This window comes from Bradyrhizobium oligotrophicum (assembly GCF_051168495.1).
Lineage (GTDB): Bacteria > Pseudomonadota > Alphaproteobacteria > Rhizobiales > Xanthobacteraceae > Bradyrhizobium > Bradyrhizobium oligotrophicum_A.
The window spans coordinates 36,479-62,546 of record NZ_JBNPVB010000020.1; the positions used below are offsets into that span (position 1 = coordinate 36,479).

Genomic DNA, 26,068 nt, shown 5'->3' on the forward strand with positions numbered 1-26,068 from the left:
CCGCGGGATCGCGCCGATGCGCGTGGAACTTCCGGCTGACGGACCAGACGGCGACGGTTGCGAAGCGGAGGCCGCGACATGGCGGATTGCCCAGCGGCCGGGTGCTCGCGCCCGCCCGGTTTTTGATCTACACGGTAACGTTCACGATGGACCAGCCCTACCCAACCATGACGTCGCGTGCGCCGGCGTGAAGGACAATCTGGAGTTGCACATGTCGCCGAGCCAAGCAAAGCCCTTCAACCTTGCTGCGGAAACGACCGATATCCTGACCTCGCTCGGCGTTGCGCCGGAGCGGCTGCGTGGGGGCGTGCGGATCGCCCGCTCGCCCGTCACCGGCGAGGTCCTGGCCCAGGTGCATGACGACACCAGAGCGGATGCGACGGCGGTGATCGCGCGCGCCCATGCGGCGTTTTTGCAGTGGCGGCTGTTGCCGGCGCCGAAGCGCGGCGAACTGGTCCGGCTGCTCGGCGAGGAGCTGCGCGCCAACAAGGCGGCGCTCGGCCGGCTGGTCTCGATCGAGGCCGGCAAGATCGTCTCCGAGGGGCTCGGCGAAGTCCAGGAGATGATCGACATCTGCGACTTCGCGGTCGGCCTGTCGCGCCAGCTCTACGGCCTGACCATCGCGACCGAACGCGCCGAGCACCGCATGATGGAGACGTGGCATCCCCTGGGCGTCACCGGAATCATTTCGGCCTTCAACTTTCCCGTCGCGGTCTGGGCCTGGAATGCGGCGATCGCGCTGGTGTGCGGCAACAGCGTCGTCTGGAAGCCGTCGGAGAAGACGCCGCTGACGGCGCTCGCGACCGATGCGCTGCTGGCGCGTGCGATGGCCCGCTACCGGCGCGAGGGCGGCGAGGCGCCGGACGGGCTTGCGGGTCTGCTGCTCGGCGGCCGCGCCGTCGGCGAGATGCTGGTCGACGACGCCAGGGTGCCGCTGGTCTCGGCGACCGGGTCCACCGCGATGGGGCGCGTGGTCGGTGCCTGCCTCGCCGGCCGCTTCGCCCGCGCCATTCTCGAGCTCGGCGGCAACAATGCCGCGATCGTGACCCCCACGGCCGATCTCGACCTGACCTTGCGCGCGGTGGCGTTCGCCGCGATGGGCACCGCGGGCCAGCGCTGCACCAGCCTGCGCCGCCTGTTCGTGCATGCCGAAATCTACGAGCAGCTCGTGCCGCGGCTGAAGCAGGCCTATGCGTCGGTCGCGATCGGCAATCCGCTGCAGCAGGGCACATTGATCGGTCCGCTGATCGACCGCGGCGCCTATGACGCCATGCAGGATGCGCTGAGCGCGGCCCGGGATCACGGCGGCCGCGTGTTCGGCGGCGAGCGCGTCGCGATCGGCGGTTGCGACGCGGCCTTTTACGTGCGCCCGGCGCTGGTCGAGATCGCCACGCAGGCGGGGCCGGTCGAGCGCGAGACCTTCGCGCCGATCCTCTACGTGATGCCGTATCGCGATCTCGATGCGGCGATCGAGCTGCACAACGCGGTCCCGCAGGGGCTGTCGTCGTCGATCTTCACCAACGATCTGCGCGAGGCCGAATTGTTCGTGTCGTCGCGCGGCTCCGATTGCGGCATCGCCAACGTCAATATCGGTCCGTCGGGCGCCGAGATCGGCGGCGCATTCGGTGGCGAAAAGGAGACCGGCGGCGGCCGCGAGTCCGGCTCGGATTCATGGAAAGCCTATATGCGCCGCGCCACCAACACCGTGAACTACGGACGCAGCCTGCCGCTGGCGCAGGGCGTCAAGTTCGACATCGGGTGATTTGAACGATGTCTCCGGTCATCGGTGGAACGGCAACGAGGAGTCGTGCGTTGCGCGCTGACAAGGAGACGCGCCATGGCAGCAAAGAAGAAGACCTCGACGGCAAAATCGACGCGCGGACGCAAGCAGGACCGCGCCCGCGTCGCGGGCGGACAGGACTACGAAGTCCGCTACGAAGCCAAGAAGAGCGGCCGCTCGGCCTCCGCCGTGAAGAAAGCGGTCAAGAAGGTCGGCAATGGCCGCAAGAAGGTGGAGCGCAAGCTCGCCCGCTAACGGTCCTGCGGCCGCTGCGGCGGCCGCAGCGATCCTCTGGCCCAGCCCTGCGCCTTTGGCGAGTGCAGCGGGTCGGGGCCGTCGCAGACCGCACAAATCAGCTTGCGACGCTTGTTCTCGCCGTCGCGCAACCTCAGCGGCCGGCCGCAGGTCGGGCAGGGTTTGCGCAGCAGCCACTGGTCGGGACGCTTCAGCACGGCGGCGTCTCCCGGTCGACGCCTCAGCCTAGGCCGGAATGTGGCGGCTGTGGGATCACTTATTTGAATCGTGGCGAATCTTCCGGCTCGCGCGGCCGTCGACAGTCGGGGCAGGTGTCGCCGATCGCGCCGACGATCGCTTCGATTGCTGCGATCGCCTCCGAGGTGCTGACGCCGCGCGGCGGATCGTCGCGCGCCGTGCCAAGCGCCCGGGCCAGCGCGTGCGGATCACCCCGGTCCTGCATCCAGCCATGCTCGTCACATGCGACGATCGCGCCGGCCTCGCGCAAGGTGGCGATCGCCCAGCCTTCGAGGCTGCGGATTGCGGCGCGGCGTGTGACGGTCATCGGCATCGGCGAATCTCTCCTCGAACAGAATCCACGATGGCGGCCGGGTTTCCAGGCCCGCTGTGCAGGGCAGGGATTCCGAAATGGAGGGGCTGGCGCGGAGCAGAATCCCGGCGCCTCCGGCTTGAGATCGCCGCCCGCTGCCGCCATCCTGGATGCAGCGCGGTCAACACAAGGGATCAGGATGCAGATCAAGGCGAATGAGGATGCGCTGCTCGTCATCGACGTGCAGAACGACTTTTGTCCCGGCGGCGCGCTGGCGGTCGCCGACGGCGACGCGGTCGTCCCGGTGATCAACCGGCTCAGCGGGCTATTCGAGCACATCGTCCTGACCCAGGACTGGCATCCGGCCGGTCACAGCTCGTTCGCGTCGAGCCACCCGGGCCAGGCGCCGTTCGAGTGCGTCACGATGCCTTATGGGCCGCAGACGCTGTGGCCGGACCACTGCATCCAGGGCACGAAGGGGGCGGCCTTTCACGCGGATCTCGCAACCGACAAGGCGCAGCTGATCATCCGCAAGGGCTTTCGTCCGGCGATCGATTCCTATTCGGCGTTCTTCGAGAACGACAGGGCGACGCCGACCGGACTCGCCGGATATTTGCGCGAGCGCGGCTTGAAGCGGGTGTTCCTGGTCGGGCTCGCCACCGATTTCTGCGTGCACTATTCGGCCGTCGACGCGCGCCGGCTCGGCTTTGCGGCAGTCGTCATCGACGACGCCTGCCGCGGCATCGATCTCGGGGGCTCGATGGCGGCCGCCAAGGCGCAAGGCGCCGAGGCGGGCGTAGAGCGGATCGCCGAGCTGGCGTGATGCGGAAGGACTACGCGGCCGCGCCGATGTCGGGCTCGGCGATGGCGCCGGCGACGCGGACGCGGACGCGCAGGGCGTTGCCGGGGAGGTAGGCGATCGGCATGTCCTCGACGTCGACCGTCTTGAGCGTCTCGCGTGCCGCGCCGGCCTGTACCGCGCGGTCCTCGGCGATGCCGCGGGCGGCGGCGATGGCGTCGTCGCGGCTGAGGTCGCGGAACACCTGGTCGGCCTCGCCGGAGACCTGGGCGATGGCGGCGCCGACCGCGTTGGCGCAGTCGCCATGGTCGACGCGGACGATGTCGGAAATGCCGGCGAGCCGCTCCGGCACCAGGAAGGCGCCGCCGCCGACCGCGAGCAGCGGCACGTCGCCGGCTTCGGTCTTCATGCGGTCGATGTCGCCTTCGAGCTTGCGATGGGCATCAGCGAGCGCAGCGTCGATCAGGCCTTTGGGCAGATGTGCGACGCGGGCGCGCTCGCCGATGTCGATCAGCCCGGCCGCGACCGCGATGTCGGTCGCGGTGAGGCGGTCGCCGCCGAACACCAGGGCGTCGGATGTCAGCCGATATCCGACGCTGAGCGGGCCGACCCGGACGGGACTTTGCTCGACATGGCTGCCGCCGCCGAGCCCGATCGACAGCAAATCGGGCATCCGGAACAGCGTGCGGACGCCGCCGACCTCGACCACCGCGTTGGCCTCGCGCGGAAAGCCATGGCGCAGTTGGCCGATGTCGCTGGTGGTGCCGCCGACGTCGACGACCATGGCGTCGTCGAGGCCCGACAGATACGCGGCGCCGCGCATCGAGTTGGTGGCGCCGGAGGCGAAGCTCATGACCGGGAAGGCGGTCGCGATCTCCGCCTGCATCACGGTGCCGTCGTTCTGGGTCAGGAACAGCGGCGCGTCGATGCCGGAATCGGCGATCGCCTTGCGGAAGGCGGCCACCGTGGCGACGGCGAGGTCGTGGAGCGCGGCGTTGAGCAGCGCGGCGTTCTCGCGCTCCAGCAGGCCGATGCGGCCGAGGTCGTGCGACAAGGTCACCGCAACCTCGGGGCAGATCTCGGCGAAGATCTCGCGCGCGGTGTTTTCGTGAGCCGGATCGAGCGGCGAGAACGACGAGGCGACCGCGACCGAGCGCAGGCCCCTGGCCTTGATCGCGCGCGCGGCGGCCTTCAGGCCGTCGGTGTCCAGCGGCATGAACGGGCGGCCGTCATAGTCGTGGCCGCCCTCGAGCATGAACACCTCGCCGCTGACGAGTTTGGCGAGGTCCGCCGGCCAGTCGCAGAACGGCGGCAGCGAGGCGGAGGCGGGCATGCCGATCCTGACGGCACCGATCGGCTGCAGGTGTCGCCGCTGCACCACCGCATTGATGAAATGCGTGGTGCCGATGACGACCGCATCCACCGGCACGGCGGCTGCGGGATTGCTGCGCAGCGCCTTCAGCGCGGCGAGAATGCCGGAGGTGACGTCGGCGGTGGTGGCGCTCTTGACGGAGTGGACGACCTTGTCGTCGGCAATCAAAACCGCGTCGGTGTTGGTGCCACCGACGTCAATACCAATCCGCTTCATCCATTATGCTCCAGAGGTCGCAAACAGCGACCGGAAATCGAGGTCGTAGCCGAAGGCGCGGGGGCCGACGAAGTCGAGGCCGCGCGGGCTGGTCAGAACGGCGGGCGCCGGCAGCGCGATCACGGTGACGCGCTGGCCGTAGCGCACGGTCTCGGTGCCGATGCCGTGGCCGTTGACGCTGTCGAGCACGCAGATCAGGTCGGGGCACATCGCGACCGCTTCGCCGTCGCGCCAGGCCACGATCCATTCGTTCTGGAACGACAGCTTGAGCTGCGTGCCGCGATCATCGTCGCTGCCGTCAATGACGGCAGAGCCGCGCAGAAAACCCTCGGTGGTGCGGCGCTCGACATCGACGATCTTGCCGTTGAACAGCCGCTGGCCGCCCTCGCAGTCGAGGATCGCCGCGATCGGATCCTGGTGGCCCTTGTTGGCGGCTTCGACGGCGCGGCCGATCGCGATCGCCTTGGTGGTGGTGAAATGGATGCCCCAGTCCTTGACCTCGCGTCCCGTCCGTGGCGCCTTGCTGGTCGAGGCGATCGAGCCCATCTCGACGCAGATCTTGCGGCTGGCGCGCTCCATCCATTTCCAGCTCGGCACCTTGGTCACCACGGCCTCGATGCCGCGCGGATCATACAGCGTGCACGGATAGGGGCGAAGATCGCCGATCGCGACCGATGTCATCTGTGCCTCGGGGAAGGCGCGGCCCATGCAGTCGGCGTCGACGACGGGGATGCCGAGATGGGCGGCTGCCATCAGCGCCTGCGTGCCGTTGCCGCCGCCGATCTCGACCGACATCACGGCACGGAACTTGATGCCGTTGATCTCCTCCTGCATGCGCACCGCGCGCGCGATGCTGCGGCTGTCGGCGAGCCGCTCCTGGCCGACCAGGGGCGCGCCCATGTTGGAGACCACGGCGACCCAGTCGTCGTCATCGAGGTCGAGCGGGGACATCAACTGCACGCGATGGCCTTCGGCATAGAGCCGCCGCAGATTGAGCAGGCCGAGATACGGACTGCCGCCGCCACCGGTGCCGAGAATCCAGGCGCCGACCGCGAGCGCCTCGATGTCGTCGGGGCTGATCGTCTTCATCTCGACCGCGCTCACGACACCAGCTCCTCGACGATTCGCGCGGCCGTGGCGATCGACAGGATCACGGGGCCCGGATAATGGCGACGCACGCGGGCCTTGTTGGCACTCGAGTAGCTCATGCAGTCGAGCACGACGAGGTCGGGGTGCTTCGCCGCCATTGCGCGCGCCGCTGCATCCACGGACGCATCATCCGAGCCCGGCTGCAGCGTGACGCCGACGACTTCGACACCGTCGCGCTGCCATTTGCCGGCGATCAGTGCGGTCTGCTCGGCGAGCGGCGAGAACACGCCGAGCCGGCCCTTCGGCAACACGGCCTCGACCATCTTGTGCAGCACCGCCGACGGCAGGATCACCAGGCCTTCGGGCGCGAGATTCGGAAACTTGCCGGTGCAGGCGAGCATGGCGACGTCGATGCCCTCTTGCCGCAGACGCGCGAGCTGCGCATTGGCACGTCCTTCGACGGCCTTCTTGCTGATCCGCACGTTGTCGCCGTTGGGCAGCAGGGTGAAAAGCGCGTCGGCGCCGTCGACTGGCGGTATCCTGTCGATCTCGTCGCGGCTCATGCCGTCGAGCGCGCCGCGCAGCTCGATCGTCGTACCCGGCGACAGCACGGCAGCAATCTCGGCTTCCACGGCGGGACGCGGGCTTTGGCCGATGACCACGACGCCGATGTGCCGCTGCGAAGGCGGGGAGGCTGGATCAGGCGAGGCAGATGAAAGCTTGATGTTCAAAATATCAATCCTCGAGAACGACGAGATCGGCCGGACGCCAGCCGAGTGTGACGGGATGGCCGGGCGCATGGAGCTGGGCGGCTCCGGAGTTCGGCTGTTGGGCGAGCACGCGCTGTCCGCCGTCCAGGACGATGCGGTACAGAACGGCGCCGCCGAGGAAATTGGTGCTCTCGACCGTCCCGTGCGCCGACATCCCCGCGGTTTTGACATCCACGGGGCTGCCCGGCGACACCACGATCTTCTCCGGCCGCAAGGCGACCGACAGCACCTCGTTGTCCGCCGTCGGCACCGCACGGGGCAGCGCCAGCACGAGTCCATTGCCGACCGCGATGCCGGTACCGTGGTCCATCGTCACGCGCTGGCCGCGGAAGATATTGGTGTCGCCGATGAAATCCGCGACGAACCGCGTTCGCGGCTGATCGTAGATCTCGACCGGCGTGCCGATCTGCTCGACGCGGCCGGCATTCATGACCGCGATGCGGTCGGACATCGCCAGCGCTTCCTCCTGGTCGTGGGTCACGAACACGAGGGTGACGCCGAGATTCTTCTGCAGCTGCTTGAGCTCGAACTGCATCTGCTGGCGCAGCTTCTTGTCGAGCGCGCCGAGCGGCTCGTCACACAGCAGCACGCGCGGCGAGATGACGATCGCGCGGGCGAGCGCGACGCGCTGCTGCTGGCCGCCGGACAGCTGCGCCGGCCTGCGATCCTCCATGCCGGACAGCTCGACCATGGCGAGCGCCGCCTTCACCTTGGCGGCGATCGTCGCCTTGTCGACCTTGCGCATGCGCAGGCCGAAGGCGACGTTCTCGGCCACCGTCCGGTGCGGAAACAACGCGTAGTTCTGGAACACCATCGCCATGTCGCGCTTGTGTGCGGGCATATGGGTGATGTCGGCACCGTCGATGCGGATTTCGCCCACGCTCGGGCTGTCGAAGCCCGCGATCATGCGCAGGGTCGTGGTCTTGCCGCAGCCGGAGGGGCCGAGCAGCGAGAAGAACTCGCCCGGCCGGATGTCCATCGCCACGGTGTCGACGGCGCGGACGCCGCCGTCGTAGATCTTGCTGACGCCGGCGATCTCGATGGCAGCGCTCATGCGCGGAAGATCCGGTTGACCCGGCTGTCGATCTCATCCTTCTGCGCGTTGTACCACTTCCAGTCGACCTGGATCAGCTTGCTGACCTTCTCCGGGGTGGTCAGCAGCTTGGCATCGTATTTGGCGTCGAGCTTGACCTTCTTGTTGGCCGGCGAATACCACACCGTCTCGGCGAGGCGCTTTTGAACCTCGGGACGCAGCATGTAGTTCACATAGGCGTTGGCGAGCTCCTTCACCTTGCTGCCGGGCGTGATGGTGAGGACCTGCTCCAGCGACAGCACGCCCTCGCTCGGCGTGACGAACTCGGTGGGCTGGTTCTGGCCGTCATAGCGGTAGATGCCGGAATCGTGGATCACGCCGAGCCCGACCTCGCCCGACAGCAGCAGCTTCTCCATCGCGCCGGTGAAGTCGACCAGCTTGATCGGCTTCAGCTTCTCCAGCGCGGCATAGGCGGCGTCGAGATCGGTCTGGCCCTTGCCGTACAGCGTCCCGCACATCATCAGGAACGCCTGTCCCAGGCTGTTGACCGGGATGACGTAGCCGCCGCGCACGCCATTGTATTTCGCGTCCCACAGCTCCTTCCAGGAGGAGATGTTGGCATAGCCCTTGTCGGTGCGCATGCCGAGCCCGATGGCGCTGGTGAAGATGCAGACGCCGACGATCTTGTCGCTGACCGCGTATGGGTAGACGTCGGCGATGTTCGGCACCAGCTTGGGATCGACCTTCGGCTCGACCAGTCCCATCTCCACGGCCGCCCACTGCTCGTTCGAATTGGTGTGCAGCACGTCGTAGACCGGCGCCGAACGCGAGCTCGCCTGCAACTTGGGCAGGAACGGAAATGCGGTGTCGGTCTTGAGCTTGCACTTGAACTCGCTCTCGAAGGCAGGCCCGATCTCGGCCTTCATCACGTCGCCCCATTTGCCGCCCCAGCCGGTGATGTTCAGCACCGGCTCCTCGGCGCGCGCGACGTAGGGGGCCGCGATGACGCCGGCACCAAGCGCAGCAGCCGACGTCAACAGGCGCCGGCGGCTCAGGGGGAAGCGACGCGATGAGGCGGTCATGTCCAGGATCTCTCTTAGAGTTTGACGGTGGAGCGCAGGCCCACGGTGCGGTCGAGCGCGATGACGACGATGAAGGCGAGCAGGATCGAGACGACCGAGGCGGCGCCAATGGTGCCGTCGAGATCGAATTTGAGGTAGTTGAACAGCGTGACCGGCAAGGTTTCGTTGCCTGGCGAGACCAGGAACAGCGATACCGGGAACTGGTCGAACGAGACGATGAAGGCAAAGATTCCGCCGGCCATGACACCGGGCTTCACCAGCGGCAAGGTCACTTCGAAGAACGTCCGGGTCGGACTCGCGCCGAGATTCTGCGCGGCTTCCTCCAGTCTGATATCGAAATTGTGCAGCACTGCGAGCGTGGTTCTGACGACGTAGGGGATCGTCACCAGCGTGTGGCCCGCCACCAGCCCCCACGTCGGCCGGCCCACGTCGAGCAGGACGTAGGATTGGAACAGCGCGAGACCGGTGAGAATCGCGGGCAGCATCAGCGGCGACAGCATGGTGGCCACGATCAGCCGCGAGCCCGGCAGGTTGCCCCGCGCAATCGCAAGCGCTGCGGATGCGCCGAGCACGGTGGCCGCGACCGTCGTCATCGCCGCGACCTCGAGACTGAAGACCAGCGAATGCATGAAGTCGCGCGAGGCGAAGAATTTCTCGAACCAGCGCAAGGAGACACCGACAGGCGGAAACTGGATGAAGGGTGTCGGGTTCAGCGCGAACACGATGACGATCGCGATCGGCATCAGGAGGAAGGCGAGGACGGCGCTGTTGGCCGCCAAATAGATCATGCGCCCCCATCGCCGCGGCCGCTTGCTGCGAACAGCCGGTGTGCCGGTCAGGTCGATCGCGGCAGCGAGTCCGGGCTGCGATTGGGGAGCAAGGCTCGTCATCGTCGTTCTCATTGCAGCTCGCGCTGGCCGGAGACGAGGCCGAGCATGTGATTATAGGCGACGACGAGCGAGAGCGAGATCGCGAGCAGCACCATTCCGAGCGCCGCGGCGAAGCCGACGTTGAAGTTCGCGGAGATCTGCTGATAGATCAGGATCGGCAGGGTCATGATCTGGAAGCCGCCGAGCAGGATCGGCGTCACATAGGCGCTGATCGCGAGCGCGAACACCAGCAGCGAGCCGGCGAGGATGCCGGGCAGGCTGAGCGGCAGGGTGACCTCGATGAAGGCGCGCAATGGGCTGGCGCCGAGGTTCTTCGCCGCCTGTTCCAGCCGCTCGTCGATGCGCCCGATCACGCCGGTCAAGGTCAGCACCATGAACGGCACGTAGATATGGACGAGGCCGATGATGATGCCCGTCTCATTGTACATCAACTGCAACGGACTGGCGATCAGGCCGAGCGACGTCAGGATCTGGTTGATTGCGCCCTTGTCGGCCAGCAGCGTCATCCAGGCGAAGGTGCGCACGACGATGCCGGTCAGCATCGGCGCAAGCACCGCCATCAGCAGCAGCGCATGGCCGGTGCGGCTCTTGATCCGCGCCATCCAATGCGCCAGCGGATAGCCGATGATGAGCGCCGCCAGGGTGGTCCAGAGGCCGATGCGGATCGTGGTCCAGATCACTTCGAAATAGTAGCTGTCGTTGCCCATCCGGGCGTAGTGCCTGGTGGTGAAGCCGACATTCGGCATGACGACGGGATTGCCGGTCAGGACGCTCATGACCGCCATCAGCCCGATCGGCAGGAAGAAGAACAACACGAACAGCAGCGCGCTCGGCAAGATCAACAGCGCGAGGCTGTTGACGCGCGGCGCACTTGAGCTTCGCATCAGGAGGCCAGTCCGGTCAGCTGCTCGATGGTCTGGCCCAGCGGATCGCCGGTCATGCGCCGGAGCTTGCCGGCCATCGCGCCGAGCTCGCGGCGGACATTGGCCCGCTCGATCTCGGTGGTGGCCTGCACCGAATAGGAGACGGCGATGCCGATCAACTCGCCGCTCTCGCCACTGGACAGCGCGAAGCCCTGCGAGCCGACGCCTTCGATCGCCTCGTCGGCGGCGTCGGAGACGCCGGTGCGGCGAATCTCGTTCAGCCGCGCCATCAGCTCGTTGAAGTTCTGCGGCGAGTTGGCGGGGACCTTGGGATAGTCGAGCGGCACGCGCGCGCGGATGTCCTGGTCGGACAGGCGCGCCAGCATGGCGCGGCCATTCGAGGTGATGATCGCGGGCGTGCGCTGGCCCGGCGGGTTGACGACCCGCAGCGGGTTCGAGCCGGGCACGATGCGCAGCACGACCTGCTGATAGCCGTCGAGCACCGCGATGTAGCCGGTGTGGCCGGTCCGGGCACAGACGTCGCGCAACTCACGCTCGGCCGTGGCGATCAGGTCGTCATGGGCGCGATGCAGGCGCCCGAGCTCGAACGTCAGCAGGCCGGGGCGGTAGCGCCGGGTGTGCGGGTCCTGCTCGAGCAGGCCGCAATCGCGCAGCGAGCGGAGCAGGCGGGAGGTCGAACTCTTCGGCTTGCCGGTCAGGACCTGCACGTCGGCGAAGGAGAGGTCGGGCCGCGCGGTCGAAAAGCAGCGCAGGATGTCGATGGCGTTGGTCAGGGCGCTCATGATGATACCGTTGGTTCCAATATACGGAACGTAGTCCCGAATTCTAGAAGCGAGAACGTGTCCGCCGCAAGGCGAAATTTCTGGCAAGGCGCTGCCCGAATGCGCGTCAGGGTGGTCGGGGTCGTGGTGTCGGGCGAGTGGGGGGGCATGGTCGTCCTCAATGCAGTCCAGCCGAGCGGACGCGGTTCACGGCAGCATTCACGTCCGTCCAGGCCGGCTTGTTCGGTGCGAACTGGCTGCGGAGATAGGAGACGAGGTCGGCGAGCTGTGCGTCGCTGAGATGGTCCTTGAACGCCGGCATGTAGCCGAGGTCGGACGAGGCCGGCTTCATGATGCCGTGGAGGATCACCTGGATCAGGTTGTCGGGGGTCGCGCTGTGCAGATTGCTGTTGAGCGCGAGCGACGGCCGGCTGCCGAACAGCGGCAGGCCGCCGACCTCGTGGCAGACGGCGCAGGCGCCGAGATAGAGCCGTGCTGCCGGGGAGGAGGCCGAAGTGACCTTGGTGCGGGCTTCCAGCTCGGTGGCCAGCGTCTCCAACTGTGCGGACTCGGGCGCGGGCGCCTGGAACGAGGCGAGATAGGTCGCCATCGCGCGAATGTCCGCATCCGGCAGCGTCGCGAGATCCTTCACGATCGGCGCCATCGGCCCGGCGGCGACGCCGTGGAAGCGCGACTGGCCGGAGCGCAGATAAGTGAAGAGTTCGTCCTCCGTCCACGGGATCGGGGCGGTCGAGAGCGCGGTCAGCGCCGGGGCTTCCCAGCCGTCGGCTAAGCCGCCGGCGAGATAGGCGTTGCGCTGCTCGGCGCCGAGCGCGTTGCGCGGCGAGTGGCAGGCGCTGCAATGGCCGAGGCTTTCGATCAGGTAGAAGCCGCGATTCCATTGCTCCGATTTGGTCGGATCGGGCTTGAACGGCTGCGTGCTGTGAAACAGCGCATTCCATCCGGCAACGACCGGCCGAAAATTGAACGGGAAGCGCAGCGCATTGTTCGGCGCCTGCTGTTGGACCGGAGCCTGTGCCATCAGATAGGCATAGAGCGCCTGCAGGTCGGCATCGCTGGTCCGCGCAAAATGGGTGTAGGGGAAGGCCGGATAGAGCTGCCGGCCGTCACGGTGCACGCCGTCGCGCATCGCCCGCTCGAAGGCGGGATAGGACCAGGCGCCGATGCCGGTCTCGACATCGGGCGTGATGTTGGTGCTGAACAGCGTGCCGAACGGCGTTACCAGCCCGCGCCCGCCGGCATTGATCAGGCCGCCATCCGCGGTGTGACAGACCGCGCAATTGCCGAGCGCCGCCAGCGCCTCGCCGCGCGCGATCGTCGCCGCCGAATAGACCGACGGATCGGGCCGCGTGATCGGCGCGATCGCGCGCCAGGGCAGTACGGCGCTCGCCACGCCGATGGCGGCGGCACAGGCGGCGACGGCGCCGGCAATGAGGCCGCCGCGCTTGGCGAACGGCTTGAGCCATGTCATGGGCGGCTTCATCGCCGGCTTGCCGGGCGCGGGGAGCGACTGCGGAGCCAGTGTCTCCATTTGTTCGCCGCGGAGACCTTTGAGAATGCGCTCCGGCGTGAACGGCGGCTCGCGGAAGCGCACGCCGGTGGCGTCATAGATCGCGTTGGCGATCGCCGCGGCACTCGGCACGGAGGCGGATTCGCCGACGCCGAGCGGCGGCTGGTCCGGCCGTGGCAGCATCAGCACGTCGATCTTGGGCAAGTCGGGGAAGGTGATGATCGGATAGGCGCCCCATTCCCGCGCCGCGACCTTGCCGCGCGCGAATGGAATTTCCTCCATCAACGCGCGGCTGGTGGACTGGATGACGTTGCCTTCGATCTGGTGGCGCACGCCGTCCGGATTGATCATCAGGCCGGAATCCTGGCCGGCCACGACGCGGGTGACGCTGACCTCGCCGGTCGTCGTATTCACCGCGACATCGGCAACCCACGCCGACCACGCGGCGCCATAGCCGGGAAACTTGCTGTGGACGTACAGCGCATAGGCAAAGCCACGGCCGTGGACGACGCCATTGTCGGGCGTCTTGTCTTCTCTCACGGGCCGTGGCGTCCAGCCGGCGCGCTCGGCGACGGCGTTGACGAGGTCGCGGGCGCGCTCGTCCTTGAGATAACGCAGCCGGTATTCGATCGGATCGACCTCGGCCTCGGCGGCCAGCTCGTCGATATAGGACTCATGTGCGAAGGTGTTGGGCAGCGCCGAGACGCCGCGGATCCAGGAGGCGCGGACGATCGGCGGCATGTCATGCGCGGTGACGCGCATGTGGTCGTAGTCGTAGGGCGGGATCGCGGTGCGGTCGCCCATCTCGAACACGGCGGGCTCCGGCGCGATGCGGCCGGTCAGCAGCAGCGCCAGGGTCGGCGCGCCGTTCGACGGGTAACGCGTGGCGAACTCATAGGCCGCGACCGAACCGTCGGCATTGAGCCCGCCATTGACGTCCATCAGCTGCGCGGTGCCCTTCGGCTCCCACACATGCTCCTGCTCGCGCGTCAGCTGCACGCGGACCGGGCGGCCGACCGCGCGGGACAGCAGCAGCGCATCGGCGGTGACATCGTCGGCGCAGTTGCGTCCGTAGCAGCCGGCGGCCTCCAGCCGGATCAGCTCGATCTGATGTTCGGGGCAGTCGATCAGTTTGGCGAGATCGCCACGCAGGATGTGCGGGTTCTGCGTGCCCGAATAGACCCGGATGTTCCCATCTTGATAGTCGGCGACCGCGCAGGACGGCCCGATCGAGCCGTGCATCTGATAGGGCCACAGATAGGTCCGACGCATCGGCTTGGCAGTGCCCGCGATGGCCGCATCGACATCGCCTTTGTCCAACAGCCGGCGCGGGCTCGACGGGTTGGCGCGCAACGCGGTCTCGACGTCGTCGAGATCGCGCAAGGTCGGCACGGGCTTCCATGTCACCTTGAGCCGCTCGGCGGCGAGGATCGCATTCTCCTCGCGCTCGGCGACGACACCGATGAAGTCGCCGATGACGACGATGTCGACGAGGCCCGGAATCTCGCGCACCGAATCTCTGTCGACGCCGAGCAGGCTGGTGCCGATGAAGGGGCCGGCATCGACGCCGGCATAGGGCGGACGCACGACGCGGCCGTGCAGCATGCCGGGCACGCGAACATCGTGCACGTAAGTGAGCTCGCCGGTCGCCTTCGCCGGCAGATCGACGCGCGGCACCGAGCGGCCGACGATCTGGTAGTCGTCCACCGATTTGACGGCGGCGTCGTCAGCGAGTTCGAGCCGGATCGTATCGTCGCCGATCAGCTCGCCATAGCTGAGCACGCGATTGTTGGGGCCGCGGACGAGGCCGTCCTCGACGGTCAATTCGGAAGCGGCAACGCCGAGCTGTGCCGCGGCTCTTGCCAGCAGGAAGGCGCGCGCCTGCGCTGCCGCCTTGCGCAACGGCACTGCCGTGATCTGAATGGTCTCGCTGGCGATGGTCGCGCCCTGGTTCGGGACCACGGCGGTATCACCCAGCACGACCACGACGCGGGCAAAGGACACGTCGAGCTCTTCTGCGACGATCTGTCCCAGCGCGGTGCGGATGCCGGTGCCGAGATCGACATGGCCGTTGAAGGCTGCGACTTCGCCGGAGGCCGTGATTCTGATGAAGGTCTCGGACGGGCCGTCGGCGACGCGGCGTTCGACGGTCAATGCGCCGCGGTGATGATCGGTTGTTTCGGCGACGCTGTCCGTCATCAGTCCAACGCCTCGATCGTGTGGCCGGCGGCGCGCATTGCGGCGCGGAGGATCTCGACATGGGCGCCGCAGCGGCAGAGATTGTAGCGCAGCGCCTGTTTGATCTCGTCGAGCGACGGCTCCGGTTTGATCGCAAGCAGCGCCTTCGTCGTCATGATCATGCCGTTGAGGCAGTAGCCGCATTGCGCAGCCTGCTCGGTGATGAAGGCCTGCTGCACCGGGTCGGGCGCCTCGCGCGAGCCCAGCCCCTCCAGCGTGGTGACATCGCGGCCGATGCAGCCTTCGATCGGAACGACGCAGGAGCGTGCGGCGCGGCCGTCGATCAGCACGGTGCAGGCGCCGCATTCGCCGAGCCCGCAGCCATATTTGGGCCCGTTCAGCATGAGGTCGTTACGCAACACGTGAAGCAGCGGCGTGTCCGGTGCGGCGGCAACGTCGTGCGCCCGTCCGTTCACGGTCAGCCGGATCGTTGCTGGCGTCATGCCCTTCTGCCGTCTGCTGTGGTATCGTCAACGAGGTGGATCGGGATCGCCGGGAGCGTATCGTTTGTGTACTAACATGCAAGTGGCACGTTTCGCGCTGCAGCGCGTGCACGATTTGTCGTCATTGTGCAGGGCAAACTGATCGTTTATCCGGCAATCGTGCTTTTCGGTCGCAGTGGTGCTTGACAGTCGGCGGAGGGGCGCGACATCATTCGTGTACGAACGAATTGCCGCGGTGTTCCGGCGGCCGCCGCCACCTCCGCTTCAAGATGGGCTTCTCTGCATGGTGACTGAGACGGCGAGCGATGGTGCAGGGGACAAGATCCGCTGCGATGCCTGCCCGGTGATGTGCTACATCAAGCCGGGCGCGGCCGGCGCCTGCGATCGCTACGCCAATCAGGACGGGGTGTTGGTGCGCGTCGATCCGCACATTCTCCTGGAGCGCACGGTGTCGCATGGCGGCAAGCTGGTGCCGTTCCAGGCGAGCGGCGACTGGGACGGCAAGATCGTTCATCAGCCGGAACTGTTCGTCACCGCGATCGGTGCCGGGACCACCTATCCCGACTACAAGCCGGCACCGTTCATCGTGTCGTCTGTGGTCGAAGGCGTCGATATGGTCACGGTCGTGACCGAGGGCATCTTCAGCTATTGCGGCGTCAAGGTGAAGATCGACACCGACCGTTATCTCGGGCCTGAGGCGGCAACGGTGCGCGTCGACGGCGAGGCGGTCGGTCACGTCACGACCAGCGAATATGGTTCGCAGATGCTGTCGCTCGGCGGCGTGCATCATCTCACCGGCGGCTCCAAGAAAGAGGGGCGCGTCACCTGCGATGCGCTGATGGATCTCAGCAACCGCAAGGCTGTGGAACTCGCCATCGATGGCGGCGCCAGCGTGATCGTGCAGGCGGGACAGCCGCCGATCGTCAACGGCCTCAAGGAAGAGCGGATGCGCGTCGGCTGCGGCTCGGCGACGATCGGCATGTTCGCCAAGCAGTGGCAGGGCAAGGTCGACGAGGTCGTCGTGGTCGACGACCACATCACCGGCGTGCTGTCGGAGCACCAGGCCGGCAAGCTGCTCGACATTCCCACGACCGGCATCAAGATGAAGGGGCGGCGCTCGACGCCGGGCCGCTATTTCCAGGTGGCGCAGCCCGGCACCGGCTGGGGCGGCACCGACATCTCCGATCCGTTGGCGATTCTCGGGCCGTTCGATCCGAAGGCGGCGAAGCCGGGAATGACGCTGTTGATGGTGTCGACGACCGGCGAGCATGCCGGCTACTACGTGCTCGACGAGGCCTTGAGGCCGGTCCAGCGCGAGATGCCGCCGGAGCTGCAATTCTCGGTCGAGCGCATCCAGGAGAATTGCGAGCCGGCGCTGTGCACGGTCCTGTTCATGGCAGGTGCTGGCGGCTCCTTGCGCGCCGGCGTCACCGACAATCCGGTGCGGCTGACGCGCTCGGTGAAGGATGCGCTGACGCGCGTCACATCGGGCGGCGCGCCGGTCTATGTCTGGCCGGGCGGCGGCATCACCTTCATGGTCGACGTGACGCAGATGCCGGCCGGCGCCTTCGGCTACGTGCCGACGCCTGCGATCGTCGCGCCGATCGAGTTCACGCTTCAGCTGTCGGACTATGCGGCGCTCGGCGGCCACATGGACTACGTCCAGCCGCTCGGCGGTTTGCAGGATGTCAGCAAGGACATTCGCCAGCTGCCATGGCCGGGGCGGGGCGCATGAACCGGCAGCCACAGATCGCGTTGCTGCCGGATCGGCGGCTGCATCTGCAGGACGGCCCGATCGATCTGATCATCGGCGCCGATGGCTCCGATGTCGATATTCGCACAGCCTATCGTGCCGCGACGGAACGCTTCACGGGCCTGCTCGATGAACTCTGCGCGGAGCTGCCCGAATTGCGCGAGGCCGCGACCCCGGATCATTGCGCGCTGCGCGGTGTGGTCGCGCGGCGCATGCACGCCGCCGTGGCGCCATTCGCCGAGGAGACGTTCATCACGCCGATGGCGGCGGTGGCCGGTGCGGTGGCCGAGGCCGTCCTGGCTGCGATGCTGGGAGCGGCAAAACTGACCCGCGCCTATGTCAACAATGGCGGCGACATCGCGCTGCATCTGCAGGATGCCGCGACGTTCAGCGTCGGGCTGATGGACCGGCCGGACGCGGGCGGCGTATTGCGCAGAATGATCCTGCGCGCCGATGACGCGATCGGTGGCGTGGCCACCTCTGGCCGTCACGGCCGCAGCTTTTCGCTCGGCATCGCAGATGCGGTGACGGTGCTGGCGCGCACCGCCGCGCAGGCGGACGCCGCCGCGACCGTGATTGGCAATGCCGTCGATCTGCCCAATCATCCTGCAGTTCTCCGCTGTCCGGCTTGCGAGCTGCAGCCGGACAGCGATCTCGGTCATCGCTTGGTCACACGCGAGGTCGGCCGATTGTGCGATGCTGAGATCGCCGCGGCGCTGGCTGCGGGTGAGCGATGCGCGCAGTCGTTGCTGGCCGCGGGCCTGGTCGACGGCGCCGTGCTGCAGCTCAGTGGCGGCTTGCGCGTGGTGGGCGCCCGATCGATCGAAATCGAACGGCGACCGCAGTTGCGGGCGGCGGCAGCGTGAGGTTTGATACGAAGTGGATTGGAACATGAAGGGCCGCCGACGATGAGCGCCGTCATCCGTAAGATCGTGACCGTGGTCGAGGAAATCCATCAGGAGATGGGCCGGCCCATCTCGCCGCCGACGCGGCGCGCCGCTGCGGTCGCCGTCATCGAAAACCCGTTCGCAGGCCGCTATGTCGAGGATCTCTCGCCGCTGATCGCGATCGGCGAGGAGCTCGGCGAGATGCTGGCGAAGCGGGCGGTTGCTGCGCTCGGCATCGAGGGGCCGGCGGCGCACAGCTACGGCAAGGCGGCGGCCGTCGGCAGCGACGGCGAGCTGGAGCATGCCGCGGCGATCCTGCATCCGAAAATGGGCGCGCCGGTGCGCAAGGTGCTGGGCAAGGGCGCGGCGCTGATCCCGTCGTCGAAGAAGCGCGGCGGCGTCGGCTGCACGCTCGACATCCCGCTCGGGCACAAGGACGCCGCCTTCGTGCGCAGCCATTTCGACGGCATGGAGGTGCAGATCAACGATGCCCCCCGTGCGAACGAGATCATGGTGGCGCTCGCGGTGACCGACAGCGGGCGTCCCTTGCCAAGGGTCGGCGGGCTCACGGTCGCCGAGATCAAGGGCGACGACGGTCTGAGATAATCGAGCATGCTCCGGAAAAGTGGATACCGGTTTTCCGACAAGAGCAGGCTCAAGAATCGTGAAATCAAAACTGGAGGCTGAAGGGATGCGACGGAGAACGATGCTTGCGGCAGGCCTGGGCCTTGCCGTCGCCGGACTGATGGGCACGGCTCGTGCCGAGGACGTCATCAAGATCGGCGAGATCAACAGCTACTCGCTGCTGCCGGCATTCACCGAGCCCTACCGCAAGGGCTGGCAGCTCGCGGTCGAGGAAGTGAATGCCGCCGGCGGCATCAACGGCAAGAAGCTCGTCGTCGTCTCCAAGGACGACGGCGGCAAGCCGGCGGATGCGCAGACTGCAGCCAACGAGCTGGTGTCGAGCGAGAACGTCGCGATGCTTGCCGGCACGTTCCTGTCGAACATCGGGCTTGCCGTCAGCGACTTCGCCAACCAGAAGAAGGTGTTCTTCCTGGCGGCCGAGCCGCTGACCGACGCCATCACCTGGGCGAAGGGCAACAAATACACCTTCCGCCTGCGCCCCTCGAACTACATGCAGGCCGCGATGCTGGTGGAGGAAGCTGCCAAGCTTCCGGCCAAGCGCTGGGCCACGATCGCCCCGAACTACGAGTATGGCCAGTCGGCGGTCGCCGTGTTTAAGAAACTGCTCTCCGAGAAGCGCCCGGACATCCAGTGGGTCGACGAGCAGTGGCCGCCGCAGGGCAAGATCGATGCGGGCCCGGTCGTGCAGGCCGTCGCCGCCGCCAACCCGGAAGCGATCCTCAACGTCACCTTCGGCGCAGATCTCGTCAAGCTGGTGCGCGAAGGCAACACCCGCGGCCTGTTCAAGGACCGCAAGGTCGTCAGCTTCCTGACCGGCGAGCCGGAATATCTCGATCCGCTCAAGGAGGAGACGCCTGAGGGTTGGATCGTGACCGGCTATCCCTGGTATTCGATCAAGACGCCGGAGCATGACGCGTTCCTGAAGGCCTATCAGGCCAAGTACAACGACTATCCGCGGCTCGGCTCGATCGTCGGCTACCAGACCATCAAGTCGGCGGCCGCGATTCTCGCCAAGGCCGGCTCGACCGATGCCGACAAGCTGATTGCCGCGGCCGAGGGCCTCTCGGTGCCGTCGCCGTTCGGCGAGATCACTTTCCGCAAGATCGATCACCAGTCGACGCTCGGCGCCTTCGTCGGCAAGACCGCGCAGAAGGACGGCAAGGGCATCATGGTCGACACCGTCTATCGCAAGGGCTCTGACTATCTGCCTGGTGACGCGGAGGTCGGCAAGCTCAGGCCGAAGGACTGATTCAAGCCTTCCTGCCTCTCCCCCTCCCGCGGGGGAGAGCGGGCGGGGTGAGGGCACGCGACGCCTGATCTACAGGTTCAGGCCGAGATCCCTCACCCCACGCTTGCCTGCCGGCTCTCCCGTTCGAGGGCAAGAGGCGGGTTTCGATGCGGCTCATTCGAGACAGACGATCTCCCTCACGCGGACCGCCCATGGCCTTCTACTTCGTCCAGTTCCTGACCGGCCTTGCCAGTGCAGCCTCGCTGTTCCTGGTGGCGTCGGGACTGTCGATCATCTTCGGCGTCACCCGCATCGTGAATTTCGCCCATGGCGCGTTCTACATGCTCGGCGCCTATGTCGCGTTCTCGCTGACCGAGCGGCTGTCCGGCGCCTTCGGCTTCTGGGGCAGCATCATCGTCGCGGCGCTCGCGGTCGCTGTCATCGGCGTGCTCGTCGAGATCGTGCTGCTTCGCCGGATTTATCATGCACCGGAGCTGTTCCAGCTCCTCGCAACTTTCGGCCTGACCTTGATGGTCGAGGACCTGGTCGTGCTGATCTGGGGCCCGGATGACCTGGTCGGCCGCCGCGCACCCGGCTTCAAGGGCGCGGTCGATTTCTTCGGCCAGAACATTCCGAGCTACGACCTCTTCCTGATCGCGCTGGGGCCCATCGTGCTCGGCGCGCTGTGGCTGCTGTTCCAGCGGACACGCTGGGGCATCCTGGTGCGCGCGGCGACGCAGGACCGCGACATGGTCGCGGCGCTCGGCGTCAATCAGAAATGGCTGTTCACCTCGGTGTTCGCGCTCGGCGTCTTCCTGGCAGCGCTCGGCGGCGCGCTGCAGATCCCGCGCGATGCGGTCCACCACGCCATGGACCTGCGCATCATCGTCGAGGTGTTTGTCGTCGTCGTCATCGGCGGTCTCGGCAGCATTCTCGGCGCCTTCGTCGCCGCCGTGCTGGTGTCGGAGCTCAATGCCTTCGGCATTCTCGTTTTCCCGACCATCTCGCTGATCCTGGTGTTCCTGGTGATGGCGGTCGTGCTGGTCGTGCGGCCCTGGGGCCTGTTCGGCAAGAAGGAGGCGCCGGCGCGCCGCACGCCCGGCCTGACCGTGATCCCGTGGCGTCCGCTGTCGTCGGTCGAGCGGCTGGCGTCGCTGGCCGCGCTGGCGTTCGCGGCGATGCTGCCCTTCGTCGGCGGCAACTACGTGCTGAACGTCGGCGCGGAGATCGCGATCTTCGTGATCTTCGCGGCCTCGCTGCATTTCCTGATGGCGGTCGGCGGGCTCGCCTCGTTCGGTCACGCTGCCTATTTCGGGCTCGGCGCCTATGGCGTCGCGTTCCTCGCCAAGATGGCGGGACTACCGATGATCGCCTGCCTGCTGCTCGGACCTCTGCTCGGCGCGCTCGGGGCGGCCGTGTTCGGCGCCTTCGCCGTGCAGCTCTCCGGCGTGTACTTCGCGATGCTGACGCTCGCCTTCGCGCAGATCGTGTGGTCGATCGCGTTCCAATGGGTCGCGGTGACCGGTGGCGACAATGGCATTCTCGGACTGTGGCCGGAGACATGGGCCGCCTCGCCGTCGCGTTTCTATTGGCTCGCGCTCGGCGTCTCGGCGCTCGTCGTCAGCGTGCTGCGTCTCATCACCTTCTCGCCGTTCGGCTACGCCTTGCGCGGCATGCGGGACTCGCCGCTGCGCAGCGAGTCCATCGGCATCAACGGCAAGCGCATCCAGTGGACCGCCTTCATCATTGCCGGCACCACGGCCGGAATCGGCGGCGCGCTGTTCGCTTACCTGAAGGGTAGCGTGTTCCCGGACAACATGGGCATCTCGCTGTCGGTCGATGCGCTGGTCATGGTGCTGCTCGGCGGCGTCGAGACCGTGCCCGGCGCGATCTTCGGCGCCATCGTCTACAAGGCGCTCAACATCTGGCTGGTCAGCCAGACCGACTGGTCGAAGCTCGTGCTCGGCATCTTCATCGTGCTGATCGTGGTCGTGTTCCCGAAGGGCATCGTCGGCGTGGTCGAGACCGTCATGCACCGCCGCCGGGCGGCGGCGCCGAAGGCCGCAGCCCTGTCGGCCAAGATGGAGGGCGCCCAATGAGTCTCGGCGTGCCGCTGCTCTCGGTCGAGGGCCTGTCGAAATCCTATGGCGGCATTCACGCCGTGCGCAGCGTGTCGTTCATGCTGCAGGCCGGCGAGATCCTGGCGCTGATCGGTCCGAACGGCGCCGGCAAGAGCACCTGCTTCGACATGCTCAATGGCCAGAACGTGCCGGACAGCGGCCGCATCAGGGTCATGGGCGAGGACACCACCGGCCGCAAGCCGCGCGAGGTGTGGCGGCTCGGCGTGGGGCGCACCTTCCAGATCACCGCGACCTATCCGACCATGACCGTGCGCGAGAACATCCAGGTCGCGCTGGTCTCGCATCATCGTCGCCTGTTCGATTTCTGGAGCCCGATGATCTCCATCGAGCGCGGCGAGGCCGATCGCCTGCTCGATCTCGTCGGCATGGCCGGCTATGCCGAGCGGCCCTGCGGCGAGCTCGCCTATGGCGACCTCAAGCGGCTGGAGCTCGCCATTGCGCTCGCCAACCATCCCAAGCTGCTGCTGATGGACGAGCCGACCGCGGGCATGGCCCCGCGCGAGCGTGTCGAGCTGATGCGTCTGACCGCGAAGATCGCGCGCGAGCAGTCGATCGGCGTGCTGTTCACCGAGCACGACATGGACGTCGTGTTCGAGCATGCCGATCGCATTCTCGTGCTCAATCGCGGCAGCCTCATTGCCGAGGGATCGCCGGCCGAGGTGCGGGCCAACCGCGAGGTGCAGGCGATCTATCTCGGCGAAGGCCTGCTGTATGATGCCGACCATCGCGAGGGAGCTCCGGCATGAAGCTGTCGGTCGCCAATCTCAACAGCCATTATGGCCCGGCGCATATCCTGTTCGACATCGGCCTCGAGGTCGGCGAGGGCGAGGTGGTGGCGCTGCTCGGGCGCAACGGCGCCGGCAAGTCGACCACGTTCCGCTCGATCGTCGGCCTCGTCGCGCTGCGCGAGGGCCAGATCATGTTCGAAGGCAAGGACATCTCGAGCGCGCCGACCCATGAGATCGTGCGGAGTGGTCTCGGCTACGTTCCCGAGGAGCGGCGCATCTTCACCGATCTGACGGTCGAAGAGAATCTCGAGGTCGGGCGGCAGAAGCCGCGGCCGGGCGCGCCGCAATGGACGCGCGAGAAGCTGTATCAGCTGTTTCCCAATCTCGGCGAGATGAGGAACCGGCCCGGCGGCCGCATGAGCGGCGGCGAGCAGCAGATGCTGACGATCGCGCGCACCTTGATGGGCAACCCGTCGCTGGTGCTGCTCGATGAGCCGTCGGAGGGCTTGTCGCCGAAGATCGTCGAGCAGATGGTCGACGCCATCCTGGCGATGAAGAAGGCCGGTGTCTCGCTGGTCGTGTCCGAGCAGAACCTGCATTTCGCAAAACTGATCTCCGACCGCGCCTACATCATCGAGCGCGGCCGCATCTGTTTTTCCGGCACCATGGCCGAGCTCGACGCGCGGCCCGACATCCGCGACGCGCATCTGTCGATCTGAGGCGAGGAACGATATGGCCAAGAGCGCCACGCTGAAGCGATCGGCAAAAGCCGCGACCAAGACCGCGCCGAAGCCGCCGGCCAAGCCGCCTGCGAAGGCCGCGGCCAAGCCGGCGAAGACGAACTACGTGTTGGACGACCAGATCGGCTTCATCCTGCGCCAGGTCTGGCAGCGCCACACCATGATCTTCGCCCGCGACATCGGCAGCAATCTGACGCCGACGCAATGGGCGGCGCTGTCGAAGCTGGTCGAGACCGGGCCATGCTCGCAGAACCAGCTCGGACGTTTTACCGCGATGGACGTCGCCACCATCAAGGGCGTGATCGACCGGCTGACAGCGCGCGGTCTCACCGAGACCAGCGCCGATCCGCAGGACGGCCGCAGGCTCCTTGTCAGCCTGACCCGCGCCGGCCAGCAGCTCGCTGAAAAGACCGCACCGCTGGCGCTCGCGATCTCCAAGGAGACGTTGGCTCCGCTCGATGCGAAAGAGCGCGAGACGTTGTTGGGATTGTTGAGCAGGCTGCGATAGTTGCCCCGAGTGCCGATCTCGTGGGGGTGGGCAAGCGAAGCGTGCCCACCCTTCTCACCGAGATCGCGGCTGTTAGTTGAGAACATGCCGCCTGCATCTAAGTGGTTTTAGCCCGTTAAGTGACTTAGCTCATCAGAGCTGCGCTGTCAGATACAGCGCCCTCTCCCCTTGTGGGAGAGGGCATCGACGGCCTGTCCATGCACGCGGTCGGGTGAGGGGTATCTCTCCACAAGCTGTGCTCGGAGAGACATACCCCTCACCCAACCGAGCTTGCCGCTCTGTCCTACATGCCCTCTCCCACAAGGGGAGAGGGCGCATTCACTGAAACTGCGATCACAGCGGAGCGATCTGCAACTACTTCGCCACGATCTCCGGGATCTTCGTCGCCGGCGGCGTATTGCGGCTGCGCTGGGTGCGGACGATGCCGTCGATGATGGTCATGCCGATGCCGGGGAGGTCGCCGAGCTGGACGCTGTCGAGCAAGGTCGTGGCCGGCGAGTGCTGGGCCTTGTCCATGATGACGAAATCGGCGGAGCGGCCGGTTTCGATCAGGCCGCAGTCGAGCTCGCGCATCCGCGCGGTGTTGCCGGTGGCGAAGCAGAAGGCGAGCTCGGCTGGGACGTCACCGAGCGAGGACAGCAGCGACACCATGCGCAGGATACCGAGCGGCTGAACGCCGGAGCCGGCCGGGGCGTCGGTGCCGAGGATGACGCGGTGGAGCTCGTTCATCTCCCGCGCGGTGCGCAACGTGAACAGCGCCGAACGCTCATTGCCGTTGTGCACCAGTTCGAGCCCGGCCTTGCAGCCCTCGCAGATGCAGCGGATCTGATCGTCGGGCAGCGCGGTGTGGCCGCCATTGATATGCCCGATGACGTCGGTGCCGGCCTCCAGCACGACGTCCTTGTCGATCAGGCCGGAGCCCGGGATCGAGGGGCCGCCGGTATGGATCGTGCTCTGGATGCCGTATTTGCGCGCCCAGCCGACCATCTTACGCGCGGTCGGGCCGTCCTTGACGCCGCCGAGCCCGACTTCGCCGAGCAGCTTGACGCCGGCTGCCGCGAGCTCCTTGAAATCATCCTCGACCATCTCGCATTCGATCACGGGCGCGCCAGCGTGGACCTTCACACCGCCGGGACGCAGCGTCCAGAACGCGCGCTGCGCGAAGATCGCCATCGCCTTCAGGCCGACGACGTCGCGCGGGCGGCCGGGCATGTGCACCTCGCCGGCGGAGATCATGGTGGTGACGCCGCCATGCAGATAGGAGTCGATCCAGTTGCTCTGGTTCTGCCGCGGCGTCCAGTCGCCGGCGACGGGGTGGACGTGGCTGTCGATCAGGCCCGGCGCGACCGTGGTGCCATGGGCGTCGACGATCGTCGTCGCGCCCTCGGTGTCGACGTCCTTATAGCGGCCGATCGCGGTGATCTTGCCGTTCTCCGCGACGATCGTATCGGCATCCAGGATGGGCCGTTCCATGGCGCCGGACAGCATCAGGCCGACGTTGCGGATCACCAGCTTGCTGGGACCGGTTGCTTGCGGCGCGTCATGGGCCATCGGGACGTCCTTCTCTCACGAAGCATCGGCGGCCAGTTTGCGCTCGCACGCGGCGCAGCATCAAGCCGGTTTTGTTCATTCGTACACGAATGATATCGTCCGACAAGCGGCCGTTCTGCTCGAAGAATCGGCGCGCGCTGCCTGCGTTGCAGACGGCCCGGCCGCTGGTGCCGGCGGTTCCCGATCAGTGCGTGGGCCGAAATCATCTCCCGTCC

24 protein-coding genes are annotated in these 26,068 nt (G+C 67.0%); 11 read left to right on the plus strand and 13 right to left on the minus strand.

What is annotated here, in order from left to right; all coding sequences use genetic code 11:
- Window positions 1–211: 211 nt before the first annotated feature.
- The gene (amaB, locus tag ACQR1B_RS29360) at window positions 212–1,762 is read left to right on the plus strand and encodes an L-piperidine-6-carboxylate dehydrogenase (protein WP_434835130.1); all 1,551 of its coding nucleotides are present in this window, start codon (window positions 212–214) and stop codon (window positions 1,760–1,762) included.
- Between the two features lie 75 nt (window positions 1,763–1,837).
- A complete protein-coding gene (locus ACQR1B_RS29365) occupies window positions 1,838–2,035 on the plus strand; it encodes a DUF3606 domain-containing protein (RefSeq protein WP_434835131.1) in 198 nt (65 codons plus the stop codon).
- Here ACQR1B_RS29365 and ACQR1B_RS29370 read toward each other — a convergent pair.
- Together ACQR1B_RS29370 and ACQR1B_RS29375 are read right to left on the minus strand one after the other, a co-directional pair.
- Complete coding sequence (locus tag ACQR1B_RS29370; protein WP_434835132.1) at window positions 2,032–2,232, minus strand: hypothetical protein; 201 nt, start codon at window positions 2,230–2,232, stop codon at window positions 2,032–2,034. The two genes, ACQR1B_RS29365 and ACQR1B_RS29370, sit on opposite strands and share 4 nt — an antisense overlap.
- Before the next feature lie 59 nt (window positions 2,233–2,291).
- The gene (locus tag ACQR1B_RS29375) at window positions 2,292–2,585 is read right to left on the minus strand and encodes a hypothetical protein (RefSeq protein ID WP_434835133.1); all 294 of its coding nucleotides are present in this window, start codon (window positions 2,583–2,585) and stop codon (window positions 2,292–2,294) included.
- 178 nt (window positions 2,586–2,763) lie between these two features.
- Here ACQR1B_RS29375 and pncA point away from each other — a divergent pair, with 178 nt between their 5' ends.
- The gene (pncA, locus tag ACQR1B_RS29380) at window positions 2,764–3,387 is read left to right on the plus strand and encodes a bifunctional nicotinamidase/pyrazinamidase (protein WP_434835134.1); all 624 of its coding nucleotides are present in this window, start codon (window positions 2,764–2,766) and stop codon (window positions 3,385–3,387) included.
- A 10-nt stretch (window positions 3,388–3,397) separates the two neighbouring features.
- Here the strand turns inward: pncA and ACQR1B_RS29385 are convergent, their stop codons facing one another.
- The 10 genes from ACQR1B_RS29385 to ACQR1B_RS29430 all read right to left on the minus strand — a co-directional run bounded on the left by ACQR1B_RS29385 (window position 3,398) and on the right by ACQR1B_RS29430 (window position 15,672).
- The gene (locus tag ACQR1B_RS29385) at window positions 3,398–4,951 is read right to left on the minus strand and encodes a hydantoinase/oxoprolinase N-terminal domain-containing protein (protein ID WP_434835135.1); all 1,554 of its coding nucleotides are present in this window, start codon (window positions 4,949–4,951) and stop codon (window positions 3,398–3,400) included.
- A gap of 3 nt (window positions 4,952–4,954) precedes the next feature.
- On the minus strand, window positions 4,955–6,055 hold the full coding sequence (locus ACQR1B_RS29390) for a DUF917 domain-containing protein (protein ID WP_434835136.1): 1,101 nt from the start codon (window positions 6,053–6,055) through the stop codon (window positions 4,955–4,957).
- A complete protein-coding gene (locus tag ACQR1B_RS29395; RefSeq protein WP_434835137.1) occupies window positions 6,052–6,771 on the minus strand; it encodes an AroM family protein in 720 nt (239 codons plus the stop codon). The genes ACQR1B_RS29390 and ACQR1B_RS29395 overlap by 4 nt, the downstream gene beginning before the upstream one ends.
- A 4-nt stretch (window positions 6,772–6,775) precedes the next feature.
- A complete protein-coding gene (locus ACQR1B_RS29400; protein ID WP_434835138.1) occupies window positions 6,776–7,864 on the minus strand; it encodes an ABC transporter ATP-binding protein in 1,089 nt (362 codons plus the stop codon).
- On the minus strand, window positions 7,861–8,925 hold the full coding sequence (locus ACQR1B_RS29405) for an extracellular solute-binding protein (RefSeq protein WP_434835139.1): 1,065 nt from the start codon (window positions 8,923–8,925) through the stop codon (window positions 7,861–7,863). Before ACQR1B_RS29405 ends, ACQR1B_RS29400 begins: the two co-directional genes overlap by 4 nt.
- A 14-nt stretch (window positions 8,926–8,939) precedes the next feature.
- Window positions 8,940–9,815 (minus strand): ABC transporter permease, encoded by an 876-nt coding sequence (locus ACQR1B_RS29410; protein WP_434835140.1) that lies wholly within the window; start codon window positions 9,813–9,815, stop codon window positions 8,940–8,942.
- Between the two features lie 8 nt (window positions 9,816–9,823).
- A complete protein-coding gene (locus tag ACQR1B_RS29415; protein ID WP_434835141.1) occupies window positions 9,824–10,699 on the minus strand; it encodes an ABC transporter permease in 876 nt (291 codons plus the stop codon).
- The gene (locus ACQR1B_RS29420) at window positions 10,699–11,481 is read right to left on the minus strand and encodes an IclR family transcriptional regulator (protein ID WP_434835142.1); all 783 of its coding nucleotides are present in this window, start codon (window positions 11,479–11,481) and stop codon (window positions 10,699–10,701) included. Before ACQR1B_RS29420 ends, ACQR1B_RS29415 begins: the two co-directional genes overlap by 1 nt.
- Window positions 11,482–11,638: 157 nt before the next feature.
- Window positions 11,639–15,190: a molybdopterin cofactor-binding domain-containing protein gene (locus ACQR1B_RS29425; RefSeq protein WP_434835143.1), complete on the minus strand. Its 3,552-nt coding sequence runs from the start codon at window positions 15,188–15,190 to the stop codon at window positions 11,639–11,641.
- Complete coding sequence (locus ACQR1B_RS29430) at window positions 15,190–15,672, minus strand: (2Fe-2S)-binding protein (RefSeq protein ID WP_434835144.1); 483 nt, start codon at window positions 15,670–15,672, stop codon at window positions 15,190–15,192. Before ACQR1B_RS29430 ends, ACQR1B_RS29425 begins: the two co-directional genes overlap by 1 nt.
- A 283-nt stretch (window positions 15,673–15,955) precedes the next feature.
- On the opposite strand from ACQR1B_RS29430, the gene ACQR1B_RS29435 reads away from it, so the two are divergent.
- From ACQR1B_RS29435 to ACQR1B_RS29470, 8 genes are all read left to right on the plus strand, one after another.
- Window positions 15,956–17,407, plus strand: a complete 1,452-nt coding sequence (locus tag ACQR1B_RS29435; RefSeq protein ID WP_434835145.1) for a 6-hydroxynicotinate reductase — start codon at window positions 15,956–15,958, stop codon at window positions 17,405–17,407.
- A complete protein-coding gene (locus ACQR1B_RS29440) occupies window positions 17,404–18,291 on the plus strand; it encodes a UPF0280 family protein (RefSeq protein WP_434835146.1) in 888 nt (295 codons plus the stop codon). The genes ACQR1B_RS29435 and ACQR1B_RS29440 overlap by 4 nt, the downstream gene beginning before the upstream one ends.
- A gap of 42 nt (window positions 18,292–18,333) precedes the next feature.
- Complete coding sequence (locus ACQR1B_RS29445) at window positions 18,334–18,918, plus strand: amino acid synthesis family protein (RefSeq protein ID WP_434835147.1); 585 nt, start codon at window positions 18,334–18,336, stop codon at window positions 18,916–18,918.
- Window positions 18,919–19,003: 85 nt separating this feature from the next.
- Window positions 19,004–20,206, plus strand: coding sequence for an ABC transporter substrate-binding protein (locus tag ACQR1B_RS29450; protein ID WP_434835148.1), 1,203 nt, complete (start codon window positions 19,004–19,006; stop codon window positions 20,204–20,206).
- Window positions 20,207–20,397: 191 nt separating this feature from the next.
- Window positions 20,398–22,284, plus strand: coding sequence for an ABC transporter permease (locus tag ACQR1B_RS29455; RefSeq protein WP_434835149.1), 1,887 nt, complete (start codon window positions 20,398–20,400; stop codon window positions 22,282–22,284).
- Window positions 22,281–23,072 carry an ABC transporter ATP-binding protein gene (locus ACQR1B_RS29460; protein WP_434835150.1) on the plus strand — a complete coding sequence of 264 codons (792 nt, stop codon included), beginning with the start codon at window positions 22,281–22,283 and terminating at the stop codon, window positions 23,070–23,072. Before ACQR1B_RS29455 ends, ACQR1B_RS29460 begins: the two co-directional genes overlap by 4 nt.
- Entirely contained in the window at window positions 23,069–23,773 is a 705-nt protein-coding gene (locus tag ACQR1B_RS29465; RefSeq protein ID WP_434835151.1) for an ABC transporter ATP-binding protein, read from the plus strand. Before ACQR1B_RS29460 ends, ACQR1B_RS29465 begins: the two co-directional genes overlap by 4 nt.
- 13 nt (window positions 23,774–23,786) lie before the next feature.
- Window positions 23,787–24,302, plus strand: coding sequence for a MarR family winged helix-turn-helix transcriptional regulator (locus ACQR1B_RS29470; RefSeq protein ID WP_434835152.1), 516 nt, complete (start codon window positions 23,787–23,789; stop codon window positions 24,300–24,302).
- Window positions 24,303–24,656: 354 nt separating this feature from the next.
- On the opposite strand, the gene ACQR1B_RS29475 is transcribed toward ACQR1B_RS29470, so the two are convergent.
- Complete coding sequence (locus ACQR1B_RS29475) at window positions 24,657–25,853, minus strand: amidohydrolase family protein (RefSeq protein ID WP_434835153.1); 1,197 nt, start codon at window positions 25,851–25,853, stop codon at window positions 24,657–24,659.
- Window positions 25,854–26,068: the final 215 nt, after the last annotated feature.

Bases quoted from the DNA above. Each gene is read 5' to 3' on its own strand.
- amaB (WP_434835130.1), top strand. From the start codon at position 212: ATGTCGCCGAGCCAAGCAAAGCCCTTCAACCTTGCTGCGGAAACGACC.
- ACQR1B_RS29365 (WP_434835131.1), top strand. From the start codon at position 1,838: ATGGCAGCAAAGAAGAAGACCTCGACGGCAAAATCGACGCGCGGACGC.
- ACQR1B_RS29375 (WP_434835133.1), bottom strand. From the start codon at position 2,585: ATGCCGATGACCGTCACACGCCGCGCCGCAATCCGCAGCCTCGAAGGC.
- pncA (WP_434835134.1), top strand. From the start codon at position 2,764: ATGCAGATCAAGGCGAATGAGGATGCGCTGCTCGTCATCGACGTGCAG.
- ACQR1B_RS29385 (WP_434835135.1), bottom strand. From the start codon at position 4,951: ATGAAGCGGATTGGTATTGACGTCGGTGGCACCAACACCGACGCGGTT.
- ACQR1B_RS29400 (WP_434835138.1), bottom strand. From the start codon at position 7,864: ATGAGCGCTGCCATCGAGATCGCCGGCGTCAGCAAGATCTACGACGGC.
- ACQR1B_RS29405 (WP_434835139.1), bottom strand. From the start codon at position 8,925: ATGACCGCCTCATCGCGTCGCTTCCCCCTGAGCCGCCGGCGCCTGTTG.
- ACQR1B_RS29410 (WP_434835140.1), bottom strand. From the start codon at position 9,815: ATGACGAGCCTTGCTCCCCAATCGCAGCCCGGACTCGCTGCCGCGATC.
- ACQR1B_RS29415 (WP_434835141.1), bottom strand. From the start codon at position 10,699: ATGCGAAGCTCAAGTGCGCCGCGCGTCAACAGCCTCGCGCTGTTGATC.
- ACQR1B_RS29420 (WP_434835142.1), bottom strand. From the start codon at position 11,481: ATGAGCGCCCTGACCAACGCCATCGACATCCTGCGCTGCTTTTCGACC.
- ACQR1B_RS29425 (WP_434835143.1), bottom strand. From the start codon at position 15,190: ATGACGGACAGCGTCGCCGAAACAACCGATCATCACCGCGGCGCATTG.
- ACQR1B_RS29430 (WP_434835144.1), bottom strand. From the start codon at position 15,672: ATGACGCCAGCAACGATCCGGCTGACCGTGAACGGACGGGCGCACGAC.
- ACQR1B_RS29435 (WP_434835145.1), top strand. From the start codon at position 15,956: ATGGTGACTGAGACGGCGAGCGATGGTGCAGGGGACAAGATCCGCTGC.
- ACQR1B_RS29440 (WP_434835146.1), top strand. From the start codon at position 17,404: ATGAACCGGCAGCCACAGATCGCGTTGCTGCCGGATCGGCGGCTGCAT.
- ACQR1B_RS29445 (WP_434835147.1), top strand. From the start codon at position 18,334: ATGAGCGCCGTCATCCGTAAGATCGTGACCGTGGTCGAGGAAATCCAT.
- ACQR1B_RS29450 (WP_434835148.1), top strand. From the start codon at position 19,004: ATGCGACGGAGAACGATGCTTGCGGCAGGCCTGGGCCTTGCCGTCGCC.
- ACQR1B_RS29455 (WP_434835149.1), top strand. From the start codon at position 20,398: ATGGCCTTCTACTTCGTCCAGTTCCTGACCGGCCTTGCCAGTGCAGCC.
- ACQR1B_RS29460 (WP_434835150.1), top strand. From the start codon at position 22,281: ATGAGTCTCGGCGTGCCGCTGCTCTCGGTCGAGGGCCTGTCGAAATCC.
- ACQR1B_RS29465 (WP_434835151.1), top strand. From the start codon at position 23,069: ATGAAGCTGTCGGTCGCCAATCTCAACAGCCATTATGGCCCGGCGCAT.
- ACQR1B_RS29470 (WP_434835152.1), top strand. From the start codon at position 23,787: ATGGCCAAGAGCGCCACGCTGAAGCGATCGGCAAAAGCCGCGACCAAG.
- ACQR1B_RS29475 (WP_434835153.1), bottom strand. From the start codon at position 25,853: ATGGCCCATGACGCGCCGCAAGCAACCGGTCCCAGCAAGCTGGTGATC.